Here is a 22,596-nt window from a genome sequence, read left to right on the forward strand (position 1 = left end):
CGATCTTCGCAGGTCAGGCGGCGAGTCGAGGACGCGGGATCGGAAGATCCGATCTAGCCTGAGCCCATGTCCGCACCGCGCGAACGGCATATCGAGCCGCCGCAGATCCCGGCCGAGTTCGAGCGTGCCGTGCAGCAGTTGCGCGCCGCGAAGTTCCGGCCCGAGGTCTACACCGAGGAGATGCCGGCGCCGCAGCGGATCGCGCCGTACGCCTCCGCGATCTCCGCGGACGTCACCGTCGACGGCGAGGACGTCGGGACCGGCCGGATCGTGATCCTGCACGACCCCGCCGGCAACGACACCTGGGACGGCACCTTCCGTTGCGTGGCCTACGCCCGCGCCGACATCGACCCCGAGCTCGTTACCGACCCGCTCCTCGCCGAGGTCGGCTGGACCTGGCTGACCGAGGCCCTCGAAGCGCACGGCGCGGCGTACGGCGCCCCGTCCGGCACGGTGACCAGCGTCGCCTCGGAGAGCTTCGGCGGGATGGCCGCCGAGCCCGGCACCGCCCAGATCGAGATCCGGGCCTCCTGGACGCCGGTCGGCGACCTGACCGCGCACGTCGAAGCCTGGGGAGAGCTGCTCTGCACGGCAGCCGGCCTCGCACCTGTTCCGGAAGGCGTCGCGACGATGCCGAGCCGTCGCGGTCAGCGCGGCCCGGAATAATGGAACCGGACGACACCACCGAGGTCGAGGCACCCCCGGCTCCCCTGCTCGGACTCCGTGACGGGCTGCCGCCGATCGTCGAGACCCGCGCCGCGCTCGACGAGGTCGTCGCCGCGGTCGCGGCCGGCAGCGGCCCGATCGGCCTGGACGCCGAGCGGGCGTCCGGGTACCGCTACTCGGCGCGCGCCTACCTGATCCAGCTCCGTCGCGAGGGCGCCGGCACCGCGCTGATCGACCCGATCGCCTTCGACGACCTCACCGACCTGAACGCCGCCTTCGGCGACGCCGAGTGGATCCTGCACGCCGCCAGCCAGGACATCCCGTGCCTGCGCGAGGTCGGCCTGGTCCCGAAGGCGCTCTTCGACACCGAGCTGGCGGCCCGGCTCCTCGGCTACCCGCGGGTCGGCCTGGCCACTCTGGTCGAGGTGATCGTCGGCAAGTCGATGCGCAAGGAGCACTCCGCGGCCGACTGGTCGAAGCGACCGCTGCCCGAGCCGTGGCTGGAGTACGCCGCCCTCGACGTCGAGGTCCTGGTCGAGCTCCGCGACGTGCTCAGCGCCGAGCTGGAGGCCGCCGGCAAGTCCGAGTGGGCCCGCCAGGAGTTCGAGCACCTGATCACCTTCGAGCCGCCCCCGCGCCTGGACCCGTGGCGTCGTACGTCCGGGATCCACAAGGCCAAGGGACGGCGCGCGCTGGCCGCCGTACGGGAGCTCTGGACCGTCCGCGACGCGCTCGCCGAGTCGCTGGACACCACCGCGGGTCGGCTGATCCCGGACTCCGCGGTGATCGCCGCGGCGAACGCGCTGCCCACCAGCGGCAAGCTGCTGATGGACACCAGCGGCTTCCACGGTCGTGGCGCCCGGCGCTACCTGGACACCTGGGTGGAGGCGCTCAAGCGTGCCCGGGCGCTCCCCGACAACGAGCTCCCGCCGGTCGCGAACCGGTCCGACGGCCCGCCGCAGGTCCGTTCCTGGGCCGACCGGGACCCGGTCGCCGCGGCCCGGCTCAACACCGCGCGGGCGGCCGTCACGGAGCTGTCCGAGGACCGCAACGTCCCCGTCGAGAACCTGCTCACCCCGGACTACATGCGGCGGGTGCTCTGGACGCCGCCGAAGGTCGCGGACGACGAGCTCGACGCGGCCGTCTCCCAGGAGCTGGACGCTCTCGGCGCCCGCCGCTGGCAGATCGACCTGATGGCGCCGATCATCGCCGAGGCGATCCGGAACCCGGCCCCGGAGCCCGCAGCCGAGCCCGCTCCCGAGACCGACCCGGCGGACTGATCAGTTCGAGGACGGCGTCGCGGTCGGCGTCGCCGTGGGACTGGGCGTGGGACTGGGCGTGGGACTGGGCGTCGGGATGGGCGTGAACAACGGCACCGAGGCAGCGTCGATCGCCTTGAGGCGCTCGTCGAGCGGGTCGATCACCGGGTCGTTGAACAGCCCGGTCAGCAGGGTCGCCATCTTGGCCTCGACCGACGGCCAGGTCGGCACGGTCGGGAAGTTCTTGATGTAGCGGACGTTCGCGGCGAAGACCTCGGCACTGGCCGGCTGCTCCCCCGGCTGGGTGAACGCGTCCGAGTTCACCACGTCCAGGTTCGTCGGCACGGTGTACCCGGTCGCGGCCAGCAGCTTGCTCGCCTCGTCGGAGACCGCGTACGCGATGAAGTCGGCCACCTTGCCGGTGTGCTCGGTCTTCGAGCTCAGGCAGACGCCGGTGCTCTCGCCGACGGTCACCTTGCCGCCGACGCGGGGCAGCGGCATCACGTCGAAGTTCAGGTTCTGCTGGGCGCGCAGCTGCGGGGTCAGGCTGCGGAAGCCGAGCATCATCGCCAGCGAGCCGCCCTTGAAGCGAGCCAGCGCCGACTTGCGGGCCAGCTGCTTGTCGTTGAACGTGACCTGCGGGTTGCGGACGATCTCGAGCAGCTTCTCCAGCGCGGACTTGCTGGATCCGTCCGAGAGCCGCAGCGTGGTCGGGGCGCTGTCGTCGTCGGTGAGGTCACCGCCTCCGGACCAGACGAAGGGAGCCACCTGCTGCAGGGTCGGCGCGACCGCCACCCCGCGGACTCCGCGTCCGGACGCGGCTGCTGCGGCCTCGCCGAACTGGGACAGACCCCAGCCGTCGGTCGGGTTCACCTGCGAGTCGGACGGCATGATCGGCTGGGAGAGGTCGATCAGGTCGGTGTTGTAGTAGACGACCAGGGGCGAGACGTCGACCGGCATGCACTGCAGCCGGTTGTCGGCGGAGAACGCCTCCAGCGAGTAGCGCTGGTAGCCGTCCCCGAAGTCGACCTCGCGCTCACCGAGCAGGTCGTCGACCGGCTGGATCGCCTTCAGCTCCTCCAACGAGGGCAGCGCCTCCAGCGGGGTCAGGAAGGCGTCGGGTGCCTTGCCGGCGGCGATCTGCTGCTTCAGCGCCGCGGTGGCCTCGGTCGCGTTGTCGTAGGGCCGCACGTTGACGACGGTGCCCGGGTGCTCGGCCGAGTACATCGCGGCGACCTTCGCGTAGGCGGTGACGACCTGCGGCGGGCCGTAGACCTCGAAGGTGAGCAGGGTCGGCCCGGCCGGCGGCGCAGTGGTGGGCGTCGCCTTCGGTTCGCCCCCGGAGCAACCGGCGACGAGCACCGCTCCCCCCGCGATCAGAGCGATCAAGGCCTGACGGCTGCCCAGCACAGCGGACTCCCTCCTGCACGAGGGGCGATCCCACGAGCACGCTCACGATAGCCGGACACGCCGCACGGGCCAGGAGGACCCAGCCGCGATGAGAACGCCCCTAGGCTCAGGGCATGCTTTCGCTCTCTCGTGTCGCGCCCGCCTTGCTCATCACGCTCGCTCTCGGACTCGGCGGCTGCGCGTCCGAGGACGACTCGCCGGCCAAGTCCCCCGCGGGCGAGTCCCCGGAGACCAGCGCTCCCCCGGTGACCACGCCCGATCCGACCCCGACACCGACGGAGACGCCGACCACCACGCCGGCGACGCTGACCGACCGGCTGCTCCCCACGGACGCCGTACCGGGGTTGAACGCGTCGTGGCGCTGGCAGGACGGCGAGACCGGTCCGGCCGACTCGGAGCCGTTCGGCCGCTGCGCGAAGGTCGACCTGGTCAGCATCGGCGCGACCGAGGTCGTCGAACGCACCTACTTCCCGCCGGTGGACACCGACGACAACGCCGCCGAGCAGATCGCGGAGTTCCCGGACGCCACCACCACGGCGACCGCGCTCAAGGTCCTCAAGAGCTGGCACAAGCGCTGCGGCACCAAGACCGTGAAGGCCGGCACGCTGACCACCGTGGACGGCGGCTCCTGGTACCTGCTCACCGTCAGTGCCGCCCACGCCGACGAGGGCCTCTTCCAGGCCGTCGGACTGGTCACCTCCGGCACCCGGATCGCGGTGCTGACGATGGACAGCATCGGCCAGGACTACAACTACCCCGCCGGCAAGGAGCCGATGGTGGCGATGGTCAAGGCCGCGGCGGTCAGGCTCGGCTGAGTACGTTGGGGTCATGAGCGAGCGCGCGCACCACCGGCCCCAGCTGCCCGGGGCCGGGCACTTCGAGGCGATCGAGACCACCGCGCACGGGGTGGACCCGGCGGTGCTCGCCGAGGCGGCCGAGCGCGCCGCCACCGCGCTGGTCCGCGGCGCTCGCGACCAGGCCGACAGCGACCTGGTCTCCCGGGTGGTGCACCTCGCCGACACCGAAGGCCTGGAGACCCTGGCGGACCTCTGGGCGGGTGCGCCCTCGGACTCGCTCGCCGGCGCGCTCTGGCGGCTCTACCTGCTGCGCACCTGGGTGCACGCCGACCCGCGGACGGCGGCTCAAGAGTTCGACCGCGGACGCGCACTCGCTCCGGTGGCCGAGGCGATCTCCGGCGTCGAGGAACCCCCGGGCGCCGACGAGGTCCGCTCGCTGGTCGACGCGGTCCTCTCCGGGGTGGTCGTCGGCGAGTTCGCGGACACCCTGTTCCGGGCGGCGGCGTTCGCGCGGGTCACCGCCGCCGGCCGGGCCCGGACCGAGAGCGACCACGGGTCGTCGTACCAGGTCGACCTGTCGGCCTCGCGGCTGCTCACCCTCGCCGACCAGCTGCACCACGCGGCCCGCCTCGAGCTCGAAGGACGACTCACGTAGACCTGCGCTGGGTTAGAATTCAGGGGCGCCGGGCCGTGGCAGCCCCGGGACCTAAATAAAGCCGCTACGAGCGGCCACGCGCCGTGAGGCGCTCCCGGCCCGGCGCACCCATCTGCAACCGCCCTCGACTAGCGTTCGGGTCATGGCGTTCCGACTTCCGCAGCTCTTCCGCCGGGGCGCTGGTGCCCGCCGACCGGCGCTGCGCGCCGACTACGCGCCGGCGAGCAACGGGCAACCGGATCCCGGTGAGGTCTGCTGGGCGTGGGTGCCGTACGAGGAGGACCCGAGCCAGGGGAAGGACCGCCCGATCCTGGTGATCGCGGTCTCCGGGGGCCAGGTGATCGCACTGCCGCTGACCAGCAAGGACCACGACCGCGACGCCGCCCAGGAGGCCCGGGCCGGCCGGTTCTGGATGGATGTCGGCAGCGGCGACTGGGACCGGCAGCGCCGGCCCAGCGAGGTCCGGCTGAACCGGGTGCTGGTCCTCGACGTCCAGTCCGTACGGCGTGAGGGCGGCGCCCTGCCCCGCGCGACCTTCGACGCGGTGATCGCCGCCGCGACGCCGTACCTGCCCCAGGGGCCGTCCTGACCAGGCCGCCGTACTCGCCCGCCGTCGACGGCCGCCCGTTCCCCGGCGAGATCGTCTGGACCTGGGTCGCCTTCGAGGAGGGTTCCCGCGCGGGCAAGGACCGCCCGGTGCTGGTGCTCGCGGTCGACGGCGCCCGGATCACCGCGCTGCCGCTGCGCACCCGGACCGACCAGCAGCGCCGCAAGCAGGTCTGGATGGACCTCGGCAGCGGCGACTGGGACCGGAGCGGGCGCAGCAGCGAGGTGCAGCTGAACCGGGTCCTCACCGTCAGCGTGTACGACGTCCGTCGCCAAGGCGCCGAGCTGGACGAGGACTTGTTCGCGGAGGTCGTTCGCGCGTCGCGGCGGTACCGCTAGCTAGGCCTGCCCCAGGGCGTCGCGGAGGCGCTTGTCGGAAACCGGCTCGCGGGTGCCCAGGTGCTGCGCCCAGAGCGAGACGCGATACTCCTCGACCAGCCACCGCAACCGCTCCAGAGCAGCGTCCGGGGGGCGCCCGGGTGCCAGCGCGGCCATCCGCTGCTCCCACCCGTTCTGGAACTCCGCGACCCTGGACATCAGCTCCAGGTCCTTCCCGGGCGATTCCGGGAGCTTGCGGTGCCGCTCGGCCAGCGCGGCCAGGTAGCGCGGGAACTCGCGCAGCTGCGTACCGCCGGCCTCGACCACGAACCCGGGCGCAACCAGGCGGCCGAGCTGCTGGCGCATGTCGTTCATCGACGGCAGCACCGCCAGGTCGACGCGGCCGTGCAGCAGCCGGTCCACCTCGCGCTCCGCCGCGAGCACGCGCAGGACGTCGGCCCGGATCTCGGCGGCCCGCTCGGGCAGCGCGCGGGTGACCTCGGCCAGCAGCGCCTCGAACGAGGCCGCGTCCCAGACCTCGACGGTGAGGTCGCCGATCGCGGCGAGCACGCAGTCGGCGAGCAGCGCCTTCACGGCCGGGTACGGCGACGCCGCCAGCGCCAGCTTCGTGGCGTTGTCCAGCCCGATGGTGAGATCGGGGGCCGGGACGTTCAGGTTCAGCAGCCGGCGGATGCCGCGACGGTGCTGCGCCGCCTGCTCGGCCTCCGACGCGAAGACCTTCAGCCCCACGGTGTCGCCCTCGTCGACCAGCCCCGGGTAGCCGCGGACCTCGTGGCCGGCCCGGACCTGCACGAAGTACTGCTCGAGGGTCCCGAAGGTCCAGATGGTCTGCCCGGTGGTGGCCAGGCCCGACTCCGCGGCCGCACCGGCCATCGCGGCCTCGAAGGAGGGGCGCAACGGTCGCTTGAGGGCTTCGAGGTCCTTGCCCTCGCCCAGCACCGCGCCGTCCTCGTCGACGATCCGGAACGTGGGCCGGAGGTGGCCGGGCACCTTCGCCCAGTCCCACGCCTCGGGCGGCACCGCCACCCCGGTGACCGCGCGCAGGTGCCGGGCGAGCGCGTCGGTCAGCGATTCCTCCCCCGGCGGCACCGCGGCGAGGAAGCCCTTGGCGACGTTCGGCGCCGGCACGAAGTTGACCCGCAGCTGCTTCGGCAACGACCGGAGCAACGCGATCACCAGCTCCTCGCGCAGGCCCGGGACGTGCCAGCTGAAGGCCTGGCCGCCCAGGTGGTTCAGCGTCGCCAGCGGTACGTCGACCCGGACCCCGTCCTGCTCCGCCCCCGGTTCGAAGTGGTAGCTCAGCGGCAGCGCCAGCGAGCCTTCGCGCCACTCGTCGGGATAGTCGCCGGGGGCGACCTCCTCGGCGGTGGCGTGCACCAGCATCGCGGGGTCGAACGTCAGCAGGTCCGGGCGCTCCCGGCGCTCCACCTTCCACCACCCGTCGAAGTGGCCCCCGGAGACCACGTCGGGCGGGATCACCGCGTCGTAGAAGTCGAAGAGGGTGTGCTCGTCGACGACCAGGTCGCGGCGGCGGGCTCGGTGCTCGAGCTCCTCGGCCTCCTCGAGCAGCGCCCGGTTGGTCTCCAGGAACCGGTGCCGGGTGTTCCACTCGCCGTAGACCAGCGCGTGCCGGATGAAGAGCTCTCGCGCCAGGGCGGGCTCCAGCTTGCCGTAGTCCGCCAGCCGGTCGGCGACCAGCGGGACGCCGTACAGGGTGACCCGCTCGTGGGCCAGCGTCGCGGCGCGCTTCTTGGACCAGTGCGGTTCGGAGAACGAGCGGCTGACCAGGTGGGCGCCGATCCGCTCGACCCAGAGCGGATCGACGACGGCGCACTGCCGTCCCCAGAGCCGGGAGGTCTCGACCAGCTCGGCGGCGACGACGAAGTCGGGCTGCCTCTTGAAGAGCCCCGAGCCCGGGAAGATCGAGAACCGGGCGCCGCGAGCGCCGAGGTAGTCGCGGCGGTCGGGGTCGCGCAGCCCGATGTGCGAGAGCAGACCGGCGATCAGGGCCTGGTGGATCAGGTCCTCGCCGGCCCGGCCGTCACCGGACCGCGCGGGCTTCAGGCCGACCTGCTTGGCGACCTGGCGGAGCTGGCTCTCGAACTCCTGCCACTCCCGCACCCGCAGGTAGTTCAGGTGCTCAGCCCGGCACATCCGGCGGAAGGCGCTCGACCCGAGCTCCTTCTGCTGCTTGCGGACGTGGTCCCAGAGATTGAGCCAGGCCATGAAGTCCGAGCGCCGGTCGGCGAACCGCGCGTGCATCTCGTCGGCCCGGGCCTGGTGCTCGACCGGTCGCTCGCGCGGGTCCTGGAGCGAGAGGGCGGAGGCGATCACCAGCACCTCGCGCAGGCAGCCGAGGCGGTCGGCCTCGAGCAGCATCCGGCCCAGCTGCGGGTCGATCGGCAGACGTGCCAGGGAGCGGCCGACCCCGGTCAGCCGCGGCGTGGACCGGCCACCGGTGTGCTCCTTGATCGCCCCGAGCTCGGTCAGCAGCAGCATCCCGGCCCGGATGTTGCGGGCATCGGGTGCCTCGACGAACCCGAACCGGGCCACGTCACCGAGACCGAGCGAGGTCATCTGCAGGATCACGCTGGCCAGCGTCGTCCGCAGGATCTCCGGCTCGGTGAACTCGGGCCGGGCCTCGAAGTCCTCCTCGGAGTACAGCCGGATCGCGATCCCGGCCTCGATCCGGCCGCAGCGGCCCGAGCGCTGGTTGGCGGACGCCTGGCTGATCGGCTCGATCGGCAGCCGCTGCACCTTGGTCCGCACCGAGTAGCGGCTGATCCGGGCCACGCCGGTGTCGATCACCGCGGTGATCCCCGGGACGGTCAGCGAGGTCTCGGCGACGTTCGTGGCCAGGACCACCCGGCGCCGGGAGTGCTGCTCGAAGACCCGGTGCTGCTCGGCCTCGGAGAGGCGGGAGTAGAGCGGGACGATGTCGAAGCCCCGCGGTCCCTCCGAACGCTTCTTCAGCACGTCCGCGGTGTCCCGGATCTCGCGCTCTCCGGGCAGGAAGACCAGGATGTCGCCGTCGGTGGCGGTGCGCAGCTCGTCGACCGCGGCCACGATCGCCTCGGTCTGGTCGCGGACCAGCGGCTCGCCGTCCTCGTCATCCTCCGGGAGCGCGACCAGCGGCCGGTAGCGGATCTCGACGGGATAGGTCCGGCCGGAGACCTCGACGATCGGAGCCGGTACGCCGTCCCGGGCGAAGTGCTCCGCGAACCGCTGCACGTCGATCGTCGCCGAGGTGATGACCACCTTGAGGTCCGGTCGTCTCGGCAGCAGCTGCTTGAGGTAGCCGAGCAGGAAGTCGATGTTCAGGCTGCGCTCGTGGGCCTCGTCGATGATCAGGGTGTCGTAGCGGCGCAGCAGCTTGTCGCGCTGGAGCTCGGCGAGCAGGATGCCGTCGGTCATCACCTTGACCCGGCCGGCCGCGGACGTCCGGTCGGTGAACCGGACCTGGTAGCCGACCACGTCGCCGAGCTCGGTGCCCAGCTCGGCGGCGATCCGTTCCGCGACGCTCCGCGCGGCGATCCGGCGCGGCTGGGTGTGGCCGATCAGTCCTCCGCCGGGACCGCCTTCGCCGCGGCCCAGCGCCAGGCAGATCTTGGGCAGCTGGGTGGTCTTCCCGGAGCCCGTCTCCCCCGCGACGATGACCACCTGGTGATCGCGGATCGCCTCGGCGATGTCCTCACGGCGGGCCGAGACCGGCAGCTCGGCGGGAAACTTGATATCCACAACCCGCACAGTCTGACGGGTGGCGTCCGGGGCACGCCAATCAGTTGATCGTCAGGAGGCGCTGCCGGGAGCAGCCGGGGGTTGCTGGGGACCCTGTTGCTGGTAGTCCTGCTGCCCGTTCTGCTGCCCGCTTTGGGGCCCGTCCTGGCGGAACTGCGGGCCGCCGTACCCGCCGGGGCCCCGGTGCTGGCCGTCCATGCCGCCGCCGGGACCGGCGAAGCGACCGACCCGGTCCGGGCCGTCGTTCCCGCCGTTGGTCGCGGCGACCAGGCTCGCGCCGCCGGCACCGCCGAGGAGCAGGGTGGCAGCGGCTACCGCGATCATCGCGCGGAAGGACCACATCCGGTCCCGGAGCCGCGGTGCCGCTGCTACCGCGGAGGCGTCCGGCGCCGCGGGGACCTCGGGGGTCGTGGGCTGCACGGCCGTCTCGTCGACGGCGTCAGCTTCGTTCGTCAGGTTCTCGTCCGTGTTCTCTGCCATGAGCACACCGTGGACGGCGAACCTGTGCCCGACCTGTGCACGAGCCAGCAACCCGATGCGACTTCACCGGCACGGGTTCACAGGATTCTCACAGCCCAGTCATGGAGAACCGGGCGGGAGATGGGCCAGGCTGTGACCATGAGGTTTGGATCATGACCACGTCCCGCGGCCCCGAGCTGACCCGGATCGACGGCAGCCCGCTCCGCGTCCTGGTCGTCGACGACGAGGCGAACATCGCGGAGCTGCTGAGGATGGCGCTGCGCTACGAGGGCTGGGACGTCGAGGTCGCGCACACCGGCGCCAAGGCGGTCTCGGCGGCGCGGAAGTTCGCTCCCGACGCGATCGTGCTGGACATGATGCTCCCCGACTTCGACGGTATGGAGGTGCTGCGCCGGCTCCGCGCCGACGCGGACGACGTACCGGTGCTGTTCCTGACCGCCAAGGACGCGATCGAGGACCGGGTCGCCGGGCTGACCGCGGGTGGGGACGACTACGTCACCAAGCCGTTCTCGCTCGAGGAGGTGGTCGCCCGGCTGCGCGCGTTGATGCGGCGGGCCGGAGCCCAGGCCACCGCCGACCACTCGGTGCTCTCGGTCGGCGACCTGGTGCTGGACGAGGACTCCCACGACGTCAGCCGCGACGGCGAGCAGATCCAGCTCACCGCCACCGAGTTCGAGCTGCTCCGCTACCTGATGCGGAACCCGAAGCGGGTGCTGTCCAAGGCCCAGATCCTCGACCGAGTCTGGAACTACGACTTCGGCGGGCAGGCCAACGTGGTCGAGCTGTACATCTCCTACCTGCGGAAGAAGATCGACGCCGGGAGGGAACCGATGATCCACACCATGCGGGGTGCGGGGTACGTGCTGAAGCCGGTGGAGGCGTGAACCTGCTGCCCAGAAGCCTGACCAGTCGCCTGGTGGTCACGGCGGTGGCGCTGGTGGCGGTGGTCGGGATCCTGGTCGCGTTCAGCGCAACCCTGGTGATGCGCGGGATCCTGAGCGACAGGTTGGACGGCCAGGTCAGTGACGCGCTCCGTCGAGCGACAGGACCGAGCATGGCCGTCAGGAGCCCGGACGTCCCCACCCCCGAAGAGACGAACAGACTGCTGCCGGGCAGCCTCGTCGTGATCATGCCGACGACGCAACCGAGCTCTGCTGTCGGCGGCATCGTGCAGGAGGACACCGACTCGTTGACCGACCTGTCGACGTCGAGCACCCAGCGCGTCGTCGCGGTGGCCGACCGCCGTACCCCCCACTCGATCAAGGTGAACGGAACCACCTACCGGGTGCTGCAGGACGACGATCCCCGTGGCTACACCTTCATCGTCGGCCTGCCCACCGACGACAACGACAACACCCTGGCCAGCCTGATCAGCACCTTCGCCCTCCTCACCCTCCTCGGCGTCGGCATCGCCGGGGTCGCCGGGACCTGGCTGGTCAGGCGCCAGCTCCAACCGTTGCACGCCGTCGCCGAGGCCGCCCGCGAAGTCGCCACCCAGGACCTCTCCACCGGCGAGACCACGATCAGCACCCGGGTCCCCGACGAGCTCACCGACGACGAGACGGAGGTCGGACAGGTCGGCGCAGCCCTGAACACCCTGCTCGACCACGTGGACGGGGCGCTCGCGGCCCGGCACCGCAGCGAGCAGCAGGTCCGGCAGTTCGTCGCGGACGCCTCCCACGAGCTGCGGACCCCGCTCTCCACGATCCACGGGTACGCCGAGCTCTCCCGCCGTACGCCGGAGGACCCCGAGGTGCTCGGCACCGCACTGAACAAGGTCGAGACCGAGGCGGGCCGGATGTCGGCGCTGGTCGAGGACCTGCTGCTGCTGGCCCGGCTCGACTCGGGGCGGCCGCTGGTGCGCGAGGAGGTCGACCTGACCCGGCTGCTGCTGGAGGCGGTCGCCGACGCCCGGGTGCTCGCGCCCGACCACCACTGGCGCTTCGGACTGCCCGACGAGCCGGTCACCGTCACCGGCGACGCCGCCCGGCTGCACCAGGTGGTCACGAACCTGCTCAACAACGCCCGCAACCACACCCCCGCCGGGACCACCGTCACCGTGCGGGTCAGCACCGGGGACGACGAGGTCCGGATCGAGGTGCACGACGACGGCCCGGGGCTGCCCGAGGACATCGCCTACGCCGCGTTCGAGCGCTTCACCCGCGGCGACTCCAGCCGCACCCGCGCCTCCGGAGGGGCCGGACTGGGTCTCTCCCTGGTCAGCGCGATCGCCACCGCGCACGGCGGCACCGCCGAGGTCGTCTCCCAGCCGGGCGACACGACCTTCGTCGTCCGACTCCCGCGCTAGCGCGTGGCTTCGACGATCAGCTGGGCGCCTTCCTGGTCGAGGCGGAAGTCGATGCCGTGGAGCGCCTCGTGCTCGGACTCGCCCATCTCGCAGCGGATCACCGAGTGGAACCCGGCCCGCTTGAGCTCGGCCTCGAGGATCTCGAAGTCGTAGACGTACCCCTCGTGGTGGCCGAAGCTGCCGATCGGGATCCGGATCAGGTCGATCGGGTGCTCCACGGTCATGCCGAGTGCCTTGTAGGCCTGGGCGACGTCGCTGTCCACCGCGGTGGCACCGCTGAGGTAGAGCTCGACGTGCTTCTTGATGTCCGGGGTGAGCAAGCGGATCACGCCGCCCGGCTGCATCGCCCGGTACGCCTGCGCGAGCATCGCCCGGCCGGCCTCGAGCGGGATGTGCTCGATCACGTTGTCGGTGAAGACGTACGAGACCGAGCCGTCCTCGACCGGCCACGGCGAGGTGGCGTCGAGGTAGTTGCGGGTGGTCGCGTTGACGTTGGTGATGATCCAGCCGTCGCGCGGCACCAGGCCGCCGATCTCGAGCTTGATCGGGCGGTCGGACTTCGCGACGGCCCGTCGCATCCGGACCTTCGCGACCGGCGTGTTGAGCGCGCGGACGGTCTCCCGGATGGCGACCCGCAACCGCGGGGTCTTGAGGAGGAAGGCTGCCGGGACCTGGGTATCGGTCTCGTGCTTGTCGGCTGACTCGCGCTCTGGATTCACGCCGGGAAGGCTACCGGACCCGGCCCGTCCCGAAGGCCGGAATCGCCCTATCGGCGGGGGCTCCGGCCGAGCACCTTCCCGTGCGCGTCGACGCCGAGCAGGCTCCGGGAGAACTCGTCCGCCGTGGCCGGCGGGACGGTGTTGCGCCGCGGCGCGTCCGGGTCCTTCGCGAACTGCCGCTTGATCGCGGCCCCGATGCTCTCCGGGGTCAGCTCGGCCACCTCACCGCCGTCGGTCGCGACCAGCTCACGGGCCCGGACCTCGGACCCCGCGGTGATCACCGGTACGCCGGCCGCGCTGGCCTTGCCCATGATCCCGCTCGGCCCGTTGTTGGTCAGCGCGATCGGGCACGCGTCGACCGCCGCGACGAGCTTGTCCATCAGCTCGTTGGTCAGGAAGCCGTCGTGGACGATCACCCGGGCCCGGTCGGCCTCGGGCAGCTGGTTGATCCACTCCCAGACCTCCGGGAGGACGCTGCCCGCGAGCAGCAGGTCGACGTCGTCGAGCCCGGCCGCCTTGAGCGAGTCCAGTACCAGCGGAGCGTTCTTGCGCTCGGTGAGCTGGCCGAAGATACCGACGATCTTGCGGTCCTGGGGCAGGTCCAGCTCGGCGCGGATGGCCGCCCGGTCCCGGGAGTGCGCGGAGCAGATCTCCGGGTCCCGGGCGCGCTTGACGATCCAGCCCTTGGTCATGTCGTCACGCCCGGAGAAGCCGGCGACGTGGTGCAGCGTCCCGGTCGCCATCGCGACCACGGCCAGCGCCGACTTCGAGATCCGGAACTTCCAGCCGAACGAGTCGGTCAGCTTCAGCTTCGCCGGGTAGCGGGTGAGCATGAAGACCACCCGCGGCTTGCGCGGCAGGCCCTTGAACTCGCTGCGGGCGACGTAGAACCACTTCTTCAGGGACTGGTCGGCATCCATCACGACGGCGGTGCTGACGTCGAGCTCACGGGCCTTCGCGGCCACTGCGGCGGCCATCTCCCGGGTGGGCGGGTAGACCTCGGTGAACACCTCCTCCACCCGCAGGAACGTCGTCTCGGCGAGGTAGACGTCGAAGGCCTCGCTCGTCGACGCCCCGGTGGAGGTCAGCAGCACGACGTCGTCGTACTCGTTGGCGACCGCGGCGACGTTCGCCACCGCCTGGTAGCGGTGCCCGCTCGGGTCGGGTTCGACGATGACGGTGACGGACCGGCTCACCGCGGACCACGCGCCTCGGGCAGCAGCTGGATCGACTTGTTGACCAGCTGCTCGACCCACCGCTCCGGGGTGTACTGCTTGGCCAGCTCGACGCTGCGCTCGCTGATCAGGGCGCGCTTGGCAGGATCGGCGTTCGCGATCCAGTGCATCGCCTCGGTCAGCTCCTCCACCCGGTCCGGTGCGACCACCCGGCCGTTGTACCCGTCGTTGACCAGGCGCGAGGCGGCACCGCAGGCGCTGGTGCAGATGACGGCCTGACCCGAGGCTGCCGCCTCCTGGATGACCACGCCCCAGGGCTCGAACCGGCTCGGCAGCACCAGGCAGCCGGTGTCGGCCATCACCCCGGGCAGGTCCCGCGGCGCCACGAAGCCGAGCAGCTCGACGCCGTCGATCGCCTTCAGCTCCTCCTCCATCTGCCCCATCCCCGCGACGGTGAGCGGCCACGGATCCTCGGACTCGCTGCGGTACTTCTTGTACGCCGCCGCCAGCACGTCGAGGCCCTTGGTGTCGACCAGCCGGCCGACGAAGAGGAAGGCGTTCTTGGGCGGCACCTGCGGCCCGGTGAAGAACGAGGTCTCGCAGGTGTAGAGCCCGGTGATGATCTCGTGCTGCTTGAAGCCGAGGTGCCGGGCGAACTCCGCCTGCTCGTCACCGGGCATGAAGGCGGCGTCGAACGCGCGCTGGATGTAGATCTCCCGGGTCAGCCGGCCCAGCCACTGCTTCGCCGTACCGTGCCACTGGTGGTCCATCACGACGATCCGCAGCGCCTTGCCGCGCCACTTCCGGGCAGCCTTCATGTACGCCGGGATGTGCCACGAGTTCACGACCAGGACGTCGGGCTGGAACTCCTCGAGCTCGGCCAGCAGCAGGTCGACGTCGGGCTGACCGGTCCACCCGGTCGCGTGCAGGCCCTCGGTGAGCTCCTCGTCGTTGAACGCGCCCCAGAACGCCGTCTTGGTCTCCTGGTACATCAGCCGGACGTCGTGCCCGGCAGCGTGCAGCTCCTGCATGCCCGAGGTCGAGTAGCCGGTGATGTACTGCCAAGCGAGGTAGATCCGGAGGCGCTCGGTCACGGGACCGGTCACTGGACAGCCTCCACCAGCCCGCGGAAGTACTCCACGGTGGGCTTGAGGCCCTGGTCGAGCGAGACCGTGGGGCTCCAGCCCAGCAGGCTCTGCGCCTTGTCGATGTTCGGCTTGCGGCGGACCGGGTCGTCGGTGGGCAGCGGCTCGTGGACCAGCTTGCTCTCCCCGCCGACCAGCGCGATCACCTTCTCAGCCAGCTCCAGCATGGTGAACTCGCCCGGGTTGCCGATGTTGATCGGGCCGGTCACCTCGGGCGGCGAGTCCATCAGCGCGATCAGGCCGCTGACCAGGTCCTCGACGTAGCAGAACGAACGGGTCTGCTCACCGTCGCCGAAGACGGTCAGGTCCTGGCCCTGGAGCGCCTGCATGATGAAGTTCGAGACCACCCGGCCGTCGTTGGGCAGCATGTTCGGGCCGTAGGTGTTGAAGATCCGGGCCACCTTGATCGGCAGGTCGTGCTGGCGGTAGTAGTCGAAGAACAGCGTCTCCGCGCAGCGCTTGCCCTCGTCGTAGCAGGAGCGCAGGCCGATCGGGTTCACGTTGCCCCAGTACGACTCCTCCTGCGGGTGGACGGCCGGGTCGCCGTACACCTCGGAGGTGGAGGCGAGCAGGATCTTGGCGCCGGTCCGCTTGGCCAGGCCTAGCATGTTGATCGAGCCGTGCACGCAGGTCTTCGTGGTCATCACCGGGTCGCGCTGGTAGAAGACCGGCGAGGCCGGGCAGGCGAGGTGGAAGATCTCGTCGACCTCGACGTACAGCGGGAAGGTGACGTCGTGGCGCATCAGCTCGAAGCGGGGCTCGTCGAGCAGGTCGTAGAGGTTCGCGCGGGTGCTGGAGTAGAAGTTGTCCACCACCAGCACGTCGTGTCCCTGGTCGAGCAACCGCCGGGTCAGGTGCGAGCCGATGAAGCCGGCACCACCGGTGATCAGCACCCTTTTGGGCGGGCCCGGGACATCAGGAACGGGGTTGGGGATCATGGGAGGGAACTTAGCCGACAAGCACCTCCCACGTTCACGTAACCCACCGGTCCCGGCCATCGGCCGACAGTAGGATTCGCCGCATGAAGATCACCATCGCCGGAACCGGCTACGTGGGGCTGTCCAACGCCGTGATCCTGGCGCAGCACCACGACGTCTGGGCGCTCGACCTGGTCCCGGAGAAGGTCGACCAGATCAACGCGCGGCAGTCCCCGATCGAGGACGCCGAGCTCGAGGAGTACCTGGCGACGCGGCCGCTCAGCCTGACCGCGACCCTCGACAAGCACCAGGCGTACGACGGCGCCGAGTTCGTCGTGGTGGCGACGCCGACGAACTACGACGAGCGCACCAACTACTTCGACACCGGCTCGGTGGAGTCGGTGATCGCCGACGTCGTCGCACTCGCCCCGGAGGCGACCGTCGTGGTGAAGTCGACCGTCCCGGTCGGGTTCACCGCCCGGATGCGCGAGGAGCACCCCGGGGCGTCGATCATCTTCTCCCCCGAGTTCCTCCGCGAGGGGCACGCGCTCTACGACAACCTGCACCCGTCCCGGATCGTCGTCGGCGCCGACGACGAGCGGGCCCGCCGGTTCGCCGACCTGCTCGTCGAGGGCGCCATCAAGACCGACATCGAGGTGCTCTTCACCGGGTCCACCGAGGCCGAGGCGATCAAGCTCTTCGCCAACACCTTCCTGGCACTGCGGGTCGCCTACTTCAACGAGCTGGACACCTACGCGCTCAGCCACGGGCTCGACACCCGGCAGATCATCGAGGGCGTCGGGCTCGACCCCCGGGTCGGCAAGCACTACAACAACCCGTCCTTCGGGTACGGCGGCTACTGCCTGCCCAAGGACACCAAGCAGCTGCAGGCCAACTACCGCGAGGTCCCGCAGAACCTGATCAGCGCGATCGTCGAGGCGAACACCACCCGCAAGGACTTCATCGCCGTCGACATCCTGCGCCGCAACCCGCAGACGGTCGGCGTCTACCGGCTGATCATGAAGGCCGGTTCGGACAACTTCCGAGACTCCTCGATCCAGGGCGTGATGAAGCGGATCAAGGCCAAGGGGATCGAGGTGGTGATCTTCGAACCGGCCCTGGAGGACGAGCTCTTCTTCAACTCCGAGGTGATCTCCGACCTCGACGAGTTCAAGAAGCGCGCCGACGTGATCATCGCCAACCGCCGTACCGACGCGCTCGACGACGTCGCCGACAAGGTCTACACCCGCGACATCTACGGGAACGACGAGTAGGTCCACAGAGACTGCACAGACGCCGCACAAGGTCGTCGCAGGGCGGACGGTCAACCTCGGAGGCATGACCTCCCTCAGCGTTCTCCCCCAGCAGCTCGCCCGCTCCGCCGTCCGGATCCGCCCCCTCCAGGCCGCGTACGCCGGCCTGCTCGCGGCGACCGCGCTGCTGTACCTCTGGGGCCTCGGTGAGTCCGGCTGGGCCAACTCGTTCTACTCCGCCGCGGTCCAGGCCGGCTCCGAGTCGTGGAAGGCGTTCTTCTTCGGCAGCTCGGACGCGGCGAGCTCGATCACCGTCGACAAGACCCCGCTGGCGCTCTGGCCGATGGCGCTCTCGGTGCGCCTCTTCGGCCTGTCGAGCTGGAGCATCCTGGTCCCCCAGGCGCTCGCCGGTGTCGCGACGGTCGCCCTGATCCATCGCACGGTCTCCCGGACGACCGGATCGGCACCGGCTGGGCTGCTCGCCGGCGCGGCGATGGCGCTGACTCCCGTCGCGGCGCTGATGTTCCGGTTCAACAACCCCGACGCGATGCTGGTGCTGCTGCTCACCGGCGCCGGCGTCGCCACCCTCCGCGCCATCGACGAGTCCCGAACCGAGACCGGCCGCCCGTTGCGTTGGCTGGTCCTCGGCGGCGGTCTGGTCGGCCTGGCCTTCCTGGCCAAGATGCTGCAGGCGTTCCTGGTGCTGCCGGCCCTGGCGCTCGCCTACCTGGTCTGCGCGCACACCCCGATCGGCCGCCGGATCGTGCACCTGCTGGCCGCCTTCGGCGCGATGGTCCTCGCCGGGGGCTGGTGGGTGGCGATCGTCGAGCTCTGGCCGGCCTCGTCCCGGCCATACATCGGCGGCTCCCAGAACAACTCGATCCTGGAGCTGACCCTGGGCTACAACGGCCTCGGCCGGCTCTCGGGCAACGAGACCGGCTCGGCGGGCGGCAACGCCGGTGCCGGCGGTGGCGGCTGGGGAGCCACCGGGATCGGCAGACTGTTCAACAGCGAGATCGGCGGGCAGGTCGCCTGGCTGGTCCCGGCCGCCCTGGTCCTCGGCGCCGGAGCGCTCTGGGTGGCGCGGCGCGACCCGCGGATCCGCTCGGCGGTCGTCGTCTGGGGCGGCACCCTGGTGGCCACCGGGCTGACCTTCAGCTTCATGGCAGGGATCTTCCACGCGTACTATACCGTCGCGCTCGCCCCGGCGATCGCCGCACTGGTGGGCATCGGCTCGGCCGCGATCTGGCGGGACCGGCACGACCCGGTCGCGCGGGCGGTGCTCGCCGTCGCCGCCGCGCTGACCACCGCGACCGCGTTCGTGCTGCTCGGCCGGTCGCCGGACTTCCAGCCCTGGCTGCGACCGCTGGTGGTCGTCACGGGTCTCGGCGCCGCACTCGCCCTGCTCGGCGTGCACCGGCTGCCCCGGCGCTGGGCGGCTGCGGTCGCCGGCGTCGCCCTGGTCAGCGCGCTGGCGGGGCCTGCGGCGTACGCCGTCCAGACGGCGAGCGTGGCGCACACCGGGTCGATCCCGTCAGCCGGGCCGAGCGTGTCCGGCGACGCCCGTCGCGGTGGGCCGGGTGGCGGGCCGGGCGGTGGTCCTCGCCCCGGTGGCGGTCAGCCTCCGCAGGGAGCTCCTGCGGCAGGTGGCGGTCCCGGTGGCGGTCCCGGTGGCGGTCCCGGAGGCGGCGGAGCCGGCGGGCTGCTGAACGGCAGCACCTCGACCACGGCGATCACCGCGCTGCTGCAGACCGGCGCGTCGTCGTACACCTGGGCCGCGGCGGCGATCGGCTCGAACACCGCGTCGGGCTACCAGCTGGCCTCGGAGCTGCCGGTGATGGCGATCGGCGGCTTCAACGGGTCCGATCCGTCCCCGACGCTGGCCGAGTTCCAGACCTACGTCGCGAACGGCGAGATCCACTACTTCATCGCCGGCGGGAACGGCGGCGGGCCGGGAGCCGGCGGGAGTACCAGCTCGGAGATCAGCGCCTGGGTGAGCGCGAACTTCACCGCGCAGACCGTCGACGGGATCACCCTCTACGACCTGTCCGGGAGCAACGGCTGAACGCGTCAGGACAGCACGATCGCGGGCAGCGCCCGGGCCAGCCGCTCAAGCAGGTCCTCGCGGGCGATCCCGCGCGGGTCGTCCACCCAGTCGATGATGACGACCTCGAGCATCGCGGCCCAGCCGTTGACCAGCAGCCGTATCGTCGGCGAGTCGGAGAGCCCGAGCGCCTCGAGCCCCTCGGGGCCGGTGACCTCGAAGATCCGATCGGTCAGCGCCTTGCGGCCCTGGTCGTAGATGGCCCGGAGCTCCTCGTTGCCGCCGGCGGCCGCGCGGACCAGGGAGACGTAGCCGGTGTAGTTCTCGACCACGTAGTCGAGGTAGGCGCCGATCGAGACAGCCAGCTGCTCGATCGGGTCGTCGATGTCCCGGGGCGCGGTGATCGCGACCAGGTCCTCGACAGCCCGTCGTACGACGGCCAGGTGGAACTCCTGCTTGTTGCCGAAGTAGTGGTACAGCAGACCGCGCGAGATCCCGGCCTCCTCGGCCAGCACCTCGATGGAGATCTCCTCGAGCGTCCGGGTCGAGAGCAGCCGGGTGCCGAGGTCGAGCAGCTGCTCGCGACGGCTCTCCGGGGACATCCGGAGCCGGCCGGTGCGGGCCGACCGGGGCTCACTACTGGTGGTCATGTGTCCTACATTACTGAACCTCAGTCAATAGCGCTATTGACGATCGTTCAACAGGCGGTAGGATCATCAGCATGACCTCCACGACCAGTCTCCCCGAGCGCGTTCGCGTCCTCGTCGTCGGTGCCGGGTTCGCCGGCCTCGGCGCGGCCATCAAGCTGGACGAGGCCGGGCAGGCCGACTTCCTGGTCCTCGACAAGGGCACCAGCGTCGGCGGCACCTGGCGCGACAACACCTACCCCGGTGCTGCCTGCGACGTGCCCAGCCAGCTCTACTCGTTCTCGTTCGCCCCGAACCCGAACTGGTCGCGGTCGTTCTCCCCGCAGCCGGAGATCCACGCCTACCTCCAGGACGTCGCCCGCTCCTCCGGCGTGCTCGACCGGTTCCGCTTCGGCGTGACCGTCGAGGACGCCGCCTGGGACGAGACCGACCAGGTCTGGACCGTGACCACCAGCGCCGGCACCGTCACCGCCGACGTCGTGATCAGCGGCTCCGGCGGTCTCTCCGAGCCGAAGAACCCGGAGATCAAGGGCATCGACGGCTTCACCGGCGAGATCTTCCACACCGCCCGCTGGGACCACGACGTCGACCTGGCCGGCAAGCGGGTCGCCATCATCGGCACCGGCGCCTCCGCGATCCAGGTGATCCCGGAGATCGCCAAGACGGTCGGCCACCTCGACGTCTACCAGCGCACCGCGCCCTGGGTGATGCCGCGCCACGACCGCGCCTACACCCGCGTGGAGAAGCTCGGCTTCCGGTTCCTGCCGGGGCTCCAGAAGCTCTACCGCACGGCGATCTACTGGGGCCGCGAGACCTACGTCCCCGGGTTCGTGAAGGCGCCGGCGATCCTGACCCCGGCCAAGACGATGGCCCTGGCGAACATCAAGAAGGGGATCAGCGACCCGGAGCTGCAGCGCAAGGTCACCCCGGACTTCCAGATCGGCTGCAAGCGCATCCTGATCTCGAACACGTACTACCCCGCGCTCGCCCAGGCCAACGTCGACGTGATCACCGACGGCATCGCCGAGATCACCCCGACCGGGATCGTGACCAGCACCGGCGAGACCCGCGACATCGACGTCCTGATCGTCGCGACCGGCTTCTACACCACCGACCAGCCGATCGCGCACCACATCAAGGGCCGCGACGGCCGCACCCTGGGCGACGTCTGGGCCGAGCACGGGATGGCGTCGTACAAGGGCACCACCGCCGCCGGGTTCCCGAACCTGTTCCAGATCGTCGGCGCCAACACCGGTCTCGGCCACTCGAGCATGGTCTTCATGATCGAGAGCCAGATCGCCTACATCCTCGACGCGCTGGCGCAGATGGGAGCGCGGCAGCTCGCGACCGTCGAGCCGACCCCCGAGGCGCAGAAGTCCTGGAACGAGGACATGCAGCGCCGGATGCGGAGCACCGTGTGGAGCACCGGCGGCTGCGCCTCCTGGTACCTCGACGAGCACGGCCGCAACACCACCCTGTGGCCGCGGACCACGTTCGCGTTCCGCGGGCTGCTGCGCAGCTTCGACATCGAGAAGTACGTCGTGACCGCCCGGTCCGACGCCCCCGTGAGCAAGGCCAACACAGAGAAGGAGAGCGTCGCATGAAGTCGCTCAACGACAAGGTCGTCGTCATCAGCGGAGCCGGTGGCGGCATGGGTCGCGAGATGGCCCTCAAGGCGGCCCGCGAGGGTGCGCTGCTGGCGATCTCCGACTGGAACGCCGAGGCACTGGCCGAGACCGTCGACCTGGTCAAGGGACTCGGTGCCGAGGTCCGCAGCGACGTCATCGACGTCTCCGACCGGGCCGCGATGGGTGCCTGGGCGACCGCCGTCGCCGAGCAGTTCGGCCGGGTCAACGTGGTCGTCAACAACGCCGGCGTCACCGTGACCGGCGACTTCGAGGAGATGTCCTACGAGGACTTCGACTGGATCGTCGGCGTCAACTTCAACGGCGTCGTCAACGGCACCAAGGAGTTCCTCCCGCACCTGATCGCCTCCGGCGACGGCGCCCTGGTGAACATCTCCAGCCTCTTCGGCCTGGTCTCGATGCCCGGGCAGACCGCCTACAACGCGACCAAGTACGCCGTCCGCGGCTTCACCGAGGCCCTCCGCGAGGAGATGCTGATCAACAAGCACCCGGTCACGGTCACCTGCATCCACCCGGGCGGCATCAAGACCGGGATCGCCCGCAACGGCCGCAAGACCGCGAGCCAGGACGCCGGCAAGATCGACGAGCTCTTCGACAAGCGCCTGGCCCGGATGACCGCCGAGAAGGCCGCCGGGATCATCCTGGACAACGCGGTCAAGGGGAAGGCGCGGGTCCTGGTCGGCATCGACGCGCACATCATCCACCACCTCGCCAAGGTCGCCGGCTCGCGCTACCAGGACGTGGTGGCGTGGGGCGCACCGAAGACGATGCCCAAGCCCAAGAAGTAGGCAG

20 protein-coding genes are annotated in these 22,596 nt (G+C 70.9%); 12 read left to right on the forward strand and 8 right to left on the reverse strand.

Annotation, left to right across the window (positions count from 1 at the left end; translation table 11 throughout):
• Positions 1-66 precede the first annotated feature (66 nt).
• Both EFK50_RS06560 and EFK50_RS06565 read left to right on the forward strand, forming a co-directional pair.
• Positions 67-666 carry a DUF3000 domain-containing protein gene (locus EFK50_RS06560; RefSeq protein WP_123226766.1) on the forward strand — a complete coding sequence of 200 codons (600 nt, stop codon included), beginning with the start codon at positions 67-69 and terminating at the stop codon, positions 664-666.
• Positions 666-1,946, forward strand: coding sequence for a ribonuclease D (locus EFK50_RS06565; RefSeq protein WP_123226767.1), 1,281 nt, complete (start codon positions 666-668; stop codon positions 1,944-1,946). The genes EFK50_RS06560 and EFK50_RS06565 overlap by 1 nt, the downstream gene beginning before the upstream one ends.
• Here EFK50_RS06565 and EFK50_RS06570 read toward each other — a convergent pair whose 3' ends face one another.
• Positions 1,947-3,335 carry a sugar ABC transporter substrate-binding protein gene (locus EFK50_RS06570; RefSeq protein WP_123226768.1) on the reverse strand — a complete coding sequence of 463 codons (1,389 nt, stop codon included), beginning with the start codon at positions 3,333-3,335 and terminating at the stop codon, positions 1,947-1,949.
• Positions 3,336-3,448: 113 nt separating this feature from the next.
• Between EFK50_RS06570 and EFK50_RS06575 the strand changes: the two genes are divergently transcribed.
• The 4 genes from EFK50_RS06575 (at position 3,449) to EFK50_RS06590 (ending at position 5,732) form a co-directional block, all read left to right on the forward strand.
• Entirely contained in the window at positions 3,449-4,150 is a 702-nt protein-coding gene (locus tag EFK50_RS06575) for a hypothetical protein (protein WP_123226769.1), read from the forward strand.
• Between the two features lie 13 nt (positions 4,151-4,163).
• Complete coding sequence (locus EFK50_RS06580) at positions 4,164-4,787, forward strand: hypothetical protein (RefSeq protein WP_123226770.1); 624 nt, start codon at positions 4,164-4,166, stop codon at positions 4,785-4,787.
• Positions 4,788-4,929: 142 nt separating this feature from the next.
• On the forward strand, positions 4,930-5,376 hold the full coding sequence (locus EFK50_RS06585) for a type II toxin-antitoxin system PemK/MazF family toxin (protein WP_123226771.1): 447 nt from the start codon (positions 4,930-4,932) through the stop codon (positions 5,374-5,376).
• 50 nt (positions 5,377-5,426) lie between these two features.
• Positions 5,427-5,732, forward strand: a complete 306-nt coding sequence (locus EFK50_RS06590; RefSeq protein ID WP_246004086.1) for a type II toxin-antitoxin system PemK/MazF family toxin — start codon at positions 5,427-5,429, stop codon at positions 5,730-5,732.
• Here EFK50_RS06590 and hrpA read toward each other — a convergent pair whose 3' ends face one another.
• The gene (hrpA, locus tag EFK50_RS06595) at positions 5,733-9,479 is read right to left on the reverse strand and encodes an ATP-dependent RNA helicase HrpA (protein WP_281273996.1); all 3,747 of its coding nucleotides are present in this window, start codon (positions 9,477-9,479) and stop codon (positions 5,733-5,735) included.
• A gap of 42 nt (positions 9,480-9,521) precedes the next feature.
• Positions 9,522-9,950, reverse strand: a complete 429-nt coding sequence (locus EFK50_RS06600) for a hypothetical protein (protein ID WP_123226774.1) — start codon at positions 9,948-9,950, stop codon at positions 9,522-9,524.
• A gap of 152 nt (positions 9,951-10,102) precedes the next feature.
• Here EFK50_RS06600 and EFK50_RS06605 point away from each other — a divergent pair, with 152 nt between their 5' ends.
• On the forward strand, positions 10,103-10,834 hold the full coding sequence (locus EFK50_RS06605; protein WP_281273997.1) for a response regulator transcription factor: 732 nt from the start codon (positions 10,103-10,105) through the stop codon (positions 10,832-10,834).
• Positions 10,831-12,258 carry a sensor histidine kinase gene (locus tag EFK50_RS06610; RefSeq protein ID WP_246004066.1) on the forward strand — a complete coding sequence of 476 codons (1,428 nt, stop codon included), beginning with the start codon at positions 10,831-10,833 and terminating at the stop codon, positions 12,256-12,258. The genes EFK50_RS06605 and EFK50_RS06610 overlap by 4 nt, the downstream gene beginning before the upstream one ends.
• Here the strand turns inward: EFK50_RS06610 and EFK50_RS06615 are convergent.
• The 4 genes from EFK50_RS06615 to EFK50_RS06630 are packed head-to-tail and all read right to left on the reverse strand — an operon-like array spanning position 12,255 to position 16,235.
• The gene (locus EFK50_RS06615; protein ID WP_123226776.1) at positions 12,255-12,977 is read right to left on the reverse strand and encodes a class I SAM-dependent methyltransferase; all 723 of its coding nucleotides are present in this window, start codon (positions 12,975-12,977) and stop codon (positions 12,255-12,257) included. The two genes, EFK50_RS06610 and EFK50_RS06615, sit on opposite strands and share 4 nt — an antisense overlap.
• 47 nt (positions 12,978-13,024) lie before the next feature.
• Entirely contained in the window at positions 13,025-14,173 is a 1,149-nt protein-coding gene (locus tag EFK50_RS06620; protein ID WP_123226777.1) for a glycosyltransferase family protein, read from the reverse strand.
• Positions 14,170-15,258, reverse strand: coding sequence for a glycosyltransferase family 4 protein (locus tag EFK50_RS06625; RefSeq protein ID WP_123226778.1), 1,089 nt, complete (start codon positions 15,256-15,258; stop codon positions 14,170-14,172). The genes EFK50_RS06620 and EFK50_RS06625 overlap by 4 nt, the downstream gene beginning before the upstream one ends.
• Positions 15,255-16,235 (reverse strand): UDP-glucuronic acid decarboxylase family protein, encoded by a 981-nt coding sequence (locus tag EFK50_RS06630; RefSeq protein ID WP_123226779.1) that lies wholly within the window; start codon positions 16,233-16,235, stop codon positions 15,255-15,257. Before EFK50_RS06630 ends, EFK50_RS06625 begins: the two co-directional genes overlap by 4 nt.
• An 83-nt stretch (positions 16,236-16,318) precedes the next feature.
• Between EFK50_RS06630 and EFK50_RS06635 the strand changes: the two genes are divergently transcribed.
• Positions 16,319-17,488, forward strand: a complete 1,170-nt coding sequence (locus EFK50_RS06635; protein WP_123226780.1) for a nucleotide sugar dehydrogenase — start codon at positions 16,319-16,321, stop codon at positions 17,486-17,488.
• A 64-nt stretch (positions 17,489-17,552) separates the two neighbouring features.
• Positions 17,553-19,532, forward strand: coding sequence for a mannosyltransferase YkcB-related protein (locus EFK50_RS06640; protein WP_123226781.1), 1,980 nt, complete (start codon positions 17,553-17,555; stop codon positions 19,530-19,532).
• A 5-nt stretch (positions 19,533-19,537) separates the two neighbouring features.
• Here EFK50_RS06640 and EFK50_RS06645 read toward each other — a convergent pair whose 3' ends face one another.
• Positions 19,538-20,161: a TetR/AcrR family transcriptional regulator gene (locus EFK50_RS06645; RefSeq protein WP_123226782.1), complete on the reverse strand. Its 624-nt coding sequence runs from the start codon at positions 20,159-20,161 to the stop codon at positions 19,538-19,540.
• Positions 20,162-20,232: 71 nt separating this feature from the next.
• Between EFK50_RS06645 and EFK50_RS06650 the strand changes: the two genes are divergently transcribed.
• Together EFK50_RS06650 and EFK50_RS06655 are read left to right on the forward strand one after the other, a co-directional pair.
• Positions 20,233-21,762, forward strand: coding sequence for a flavin-containing monooxygenase (locus EFK50_RS06650; RefSeq protein WP_123226783.1), 1,530 nt, complete (start codon positions 20,233-20,235; stop codon positions 21,760-21,762).
• The gene (locus tag EFK50_RS06655; protein WP_123226784.1) at positions 21,759-22,592 is read left to right on the forward strand and encodes an SDR family NAD(P)-dependent oxidoreductase; all 834 of its coding nucleotides are present in this window, start codon (positions 21,759-21,761) and stop codon (positions 22,590-22,592) included. The genes EFK50_RS06650 and EFK50_RS06655 overlap by 4 nt, the downstream gene beginning before the upstream one ends.
• Positions 22,593-22,596 lie beyond the last annotated feature (4 nt).

This window comes from Nocardioides marmoriginsengisoli (assembly GCF_003725695.1).
GTDB classification, from domain to species: Bacteria; Actinomycetota; Actinomycetes; order Propionibacteriales; family Nocardioidaceae; genus Marmoricola; species Marmoricola marmoriginsengisoli.